Origin of the sequence: Bradyrhizobium sp. WSM2254 (assembly GCF_000472645.1) — a bacterium.
Classification (GTDB): domain Bacteria; phylum Pseudomonadota; class Alphaproteobacteria; order Rhizobiales; family Xanthobacteraceae; genus Bradyrhizobium; species Bradyrhizobium niftali.
In genome coordinates this window covers 1-4,415 of the sequence record NZ_AXAB01000092.1, presented here as the reverse complement: position 1 = coordinate 4,415, position 4,415 = coordinate 1, and the positions used below count along the sequence as shown (strand labels likewise).

Genomic DNA, 4,415 nt, shown 5'->3' with positions numbered 1-4,415 from the left:
ATACAGAGGACACATCCGCTGTCGGGTCTTATGACCCAGCCGGTCCAAGAACGGCATCAGCCAGCGTTCGAGTTCGTCTTCCCATCCCGACATGGTCAGCCCTCCAAGAGCCGACCACCCATGAATCATTGAAAAATTGATTCGGGAATCCTATAAAACGCGGCAAAATCAATAATCTGCCAAAGTAGTGCTAGGTCGTGTACCCATTAATCGGGACGCCGTTAGACGTCCGCTATGCCCTCGATAGCGGCGCGAAAGCGGACGTCGCAGGACTTCCGCGTTGGGCCACAAGCTGAAATCGGTGCGTCCCCGTGCTCCACGTCCGCTTATCCCCTGGAAGCCGACGTCGACCGCGCCACCGAACGTCTGCTGGGCCAGTTCGGACATGCCCCAGCTCGATTCATTCCTTTTTTCAGCGGCGCATGCCTCCGTCGCCGATGATCGTGTAGGGTGCCCAGAACAGTGGGTGCGCATAGGCGAACTCGGTCTTGCCAGAAGCGCCGGTGTAACCTGGACCTTCCAGCATGGCCATTGTCGCCTGCCGCAACGCCTCGCTGCGGGTGACATTCCTGTCGGCTGCCTGCCGCTTGAAAAGGTCGGTGACGAGTTCGCGGGCCGACTGCGAATGGACCGACCAGTTGGTGACCAGAAGCGCCCGCGTGCCGGCATAGAAGAAAGCGCGGCCGAGGCCCGAGGCCGCCTCCGCTCCCGCTCCCGCCCCGGCTCCGGTATTGCAGGCCGACAGAACGACCCAGTCGGCGTCGAGCTTCAGCGCCAGGACCTCCTCCATGGTCAGCAGGCCATCGCCCTCGACGCCTGACACCGCCGGCGCCGAGAGAGCCAGCGCCGGCTGGGTCAAGCCATTGAGCTCACCCGGCACCAGGCCGTGAGTGGCGAATGCCAGCACCTTGAAGCCGGACAGATCGATGGTCTTGACCCTATGCTCATTGGCGTCCTTGCCGAGGTTGAGAACCTTGCTGGGATCGGCCTGCAGCGCCAGCGCGATCGACTTCAACTCGTCTGCGGTATCAGGCAATCGTGGCAGCAGCGCCAGCTCGGCGCTGTCCACGCCCTCCAGTTTCGGCGCGTTGCGCCGCATCAAGGGAAGGCCACGCGTCGTTGCCGCAAGCTGCGAGCTGGTGGAGGCATCCGCGAGCTTCACCTGCTGCATCGCCTCTTCCTGCTGCTCCGGCGAGAAGTAGGGATCGCCGAAGGCGATCAGCTCGCTCCGCTCCGGCTTACCTGGGGGCAGGCCTCGCAGGGTGCGCAGTGCCGCCGAGGATGGCACCATGGTCACGGCATGCGTGCGCGCCAGCCACGGTACCTTGCGGTAGCTCGCAAACAGCACGTCCTCATTGGCCTCGACCTGCGCGGGCGCCGTCGGCAATAGCGACAGCGGCAGCAAGCCGAGCGCACCATTCGTTACCACGATTAGGCTCTTCGACGGCTTCCAGCCGGCCTCGATCGGCTTGAGCAGCAGCGAATAAAGCTCATATCCGAGTTCGACATCGAATGCCGGAATGTCCGCGATCATCGCCGCGTTCGGCTCCAGCGCCTCGCGCAGCTTCCGCACCTTGCTCTCGACGTCGCCGGAGGTGGCGTTGATCGCCGCAAACGCCACCTGTCCGTCTTTCGGCACCGCCCAGACGAAGCTGCCGGCGCGGCCGAAATAGAAGGACAGCATCGCTTCGCCCGGAACCAACGCTTCCCTGATCTGGTCGACCGTCGGCGGTTTCGGATCGATCAGTTCGGCATAGCTCGGGAAGCGTTTGGCGATGTCCTCGCGCGCCTTCGAGCGGTCGACGCGCAGCTTGTCGATCGAGGCCTTGGTCGCGCTGACGACGCTCTCGTCGCGCGTATTCGAGGCGAGCGCGTTGTTGAGAGCGCCTAGCTGAGCGTTGATCTGCTTGCCGAGATCCTGCTCCTTGCGCACGAGTTCCGCCAACGCTAGATCTTTCGCCACGCTGCGTGCGCTGGAAGCCGAGAGCGCCTTCTGCACCGAATGGCCGCGGATCGCGTCAGCTAGGGCGAATGCCTCGAGCGAGGCCTGACTGTTCGTTCCGTCGCCGGATTTGACCAGCAGGCCGATATAAGCCTCCACGATCGCCTGCAGCCGCTGGCTGCGCGCCGCACTCACGGTCTCGTCGTCATCGTTGGCATTCTCGCGCTGCGCCGCCATCAGGATCGGGATCGCCGCCTTGAACTCGCGCGCCGCATCCGCATCCTTGCCGGCAAGCGCCAATCCCTGCGCCAGGGTGCCGCGCGCCGCGGCGGCGTCGAAGTGCCGTTCGCCAACGCGGCTGACCTCGCGCTTCACCAGCTCCTGTGCGGCCGTTATTCCTGCCTCGATCTGGCCGGAAGCGTAGAGCGCAAAAATCCGTGACCCGCTCAGTTCGAGAACTTCTTTGCGCTTCGGCTCCCATTTGGCGATCGCCTTGTCCAGTTCGGCATAGGCTTGGGCTGCCTCTGGCACCTTGCCCTGGAAAGTCAGCACCGCGCCGAGCTGCGAGAGGATTTGCGCGCTGTACTGGCTGTCGTCGCCGATCCCGACCGTGCGTTGAATGTCGAGCGCCGAGCGGATTAGTTTCTCCGCGTCGCCATATCGCGCCTGTTCGATGAGTGTGCCGGCCAGCCCCATGACAAAACGCGTGGTGGCCGGATTGTACTTGCCCTGCTCCTTCAGCCGCGCCAGCAGCACGGCGCGGGCATCGACTTCGGCCTCGGCCAGCCTGCCCTGTTTCGCTTTCATCCGCGCCGCGTTCAGCAGTTCCGTGTCGGCGTTGAGACGGACTTCCGTGTCGGTCAGCGAAAGGTCGAGATCGTCGATGTGCCCAAGATGCGCCCGCTTGTAGTCGGAGGCCTTCTTGTAGGCGGCTTCGGCGTCGCGATATTGCCCCCGCGCTTCCAGGAGAAGTCCCCGGGTCGACTCGAATTCTCCCTCAAGGTTTCTTCCCCGATCCGAATAGCTCTTGCGTATCATCGGAACGCCGCTGGTGCGGACGTCCGCCAATCGTGCCTGGGAGCGTCGCAGGTAACCATCAGCCTGAGGAATATCACCTGCAAGTATCAATGCCTGAACGATGTCTCGGCAAAAAAGAAAGGTGAAGTTGATGCTTTCGATCCGCCCGTCGATCTCGCGCAACAGCTGCTGGAACATCGCGATGGTGGACCTAAGGTCACCAACTACCTGTTTCTGCCTGGCAACAGAAAGACGCAGGAGATACTTCAGCCGAGGATTGCCGGTGATCGCAGCCCCCTTTTCGGCGTCGGCGATCGCATCATCGGTTCGTCCGAGCACAGAGCGCGCGGCGGCGCGATAGTAGTAGTGCTTGGCGAGATCATCGCCCGAAAGACCGCGCGCCGGTTGTTTGTCGGCGTCGGCCTTCATCCGTGCCAGCGTGGCGGCTTCCGGCTTTTCATTGTCGAGAACGGCGGCAATGTCGGCGATCGAACGTGGCGGCGGTACAAAGCCCGCAGGAAGCGCGTTGCCGAGGTTCACCGCCTCCTTCTTCACCTTGCCGTCATCGATCGAGATTGCAACGTTGGCGCGGCCATGGGCCTTGTTCAGCGCCGCGATCACGCAGGCCTTGACACTGGGCGTGGCTTTCGCGCGACAAGCGGCAAGCTTCGCTTCGTCCTTTGTTCCCCCCATGCACGCCTGCACGATCGGCCGGCCAACCGTAGTGCGGCAGTTTTCTATTGCCCCTTCCATCGTGAGCGCTATTGAGACCGGCGAGTGCAATATTCCCGCGCAGGCAACAAGCACTATCAAAAAAAGGAATTTCTTACGCCTAATACGAGAGCCTATCCAAGCTGCCGCGTTCATCTAATCCGCCTCTAACGAAACGTCGTTGATACCGTCCAGCATTCATACGAAGTATGTTGGAAAGTGGCATAAGGTAAGCTTGCAGACCAGCTAGATCGCTCGTTTGCGGCCAATTTGGTCGATCGGCTGCCTGATTCGAGCCAATATTAAAAATGAGCATCCCATCGCACGTGATGAGGAAGACCAAACAAGTGTGAGAGTATCAGCGGTCCGGGCTGGGTCAGAAGCGGAAATCCCATTCTCCCGTAGTCCACGTCCGCTCTACACCCGATAGCGACAGCCCGGCGGCCAATCTATGATTTCGGCTTTGGGTCACCAGCGGCAATGCGCTGACCGAGCGGAACATCTCCGCTTAGCCTTCAAGACCGGACTTCTGCGCGTTATGAGTACACGCCCTAGCACTACTTTGGCAGATTATTGATTTTGCCGCGTTTTATAGGATTCCCGAATCAATTTTTCAATGATTCATGGGTGGTCGGCTCTTGGAGGGCTGACCATGTCGGGATGGGAAGACGAACTCGAACGCTGGCTGATGCCGTTCTTGGACCGGCTGGGTCATAAGACCCGACAGCGGATGTGTCCTCTGTAT

At 61.4% G+C, this 4,415-nt stretch carries 1 protein-coding gene; it reads right to left on the bottom strand.

The window, feature by feature from the left end:
• Positions 1-412: 412 nt before the first annotated feature.
• The gene (locus tag A3M7_RS0137565; RefSeq protein WP_245284416.1) at positions 413-3,652 is read right to left on the bottom strand and encodes a CHAT domain-containing tetratricopeptide repeat protein; all 3,240 of its coding nucleotides are present in this window, start codon (positions 3,650-3,652) and stop codon (positions 413-415) included.
• Positions 3,653-4,415: the final 763 nt, after the last annotated feature.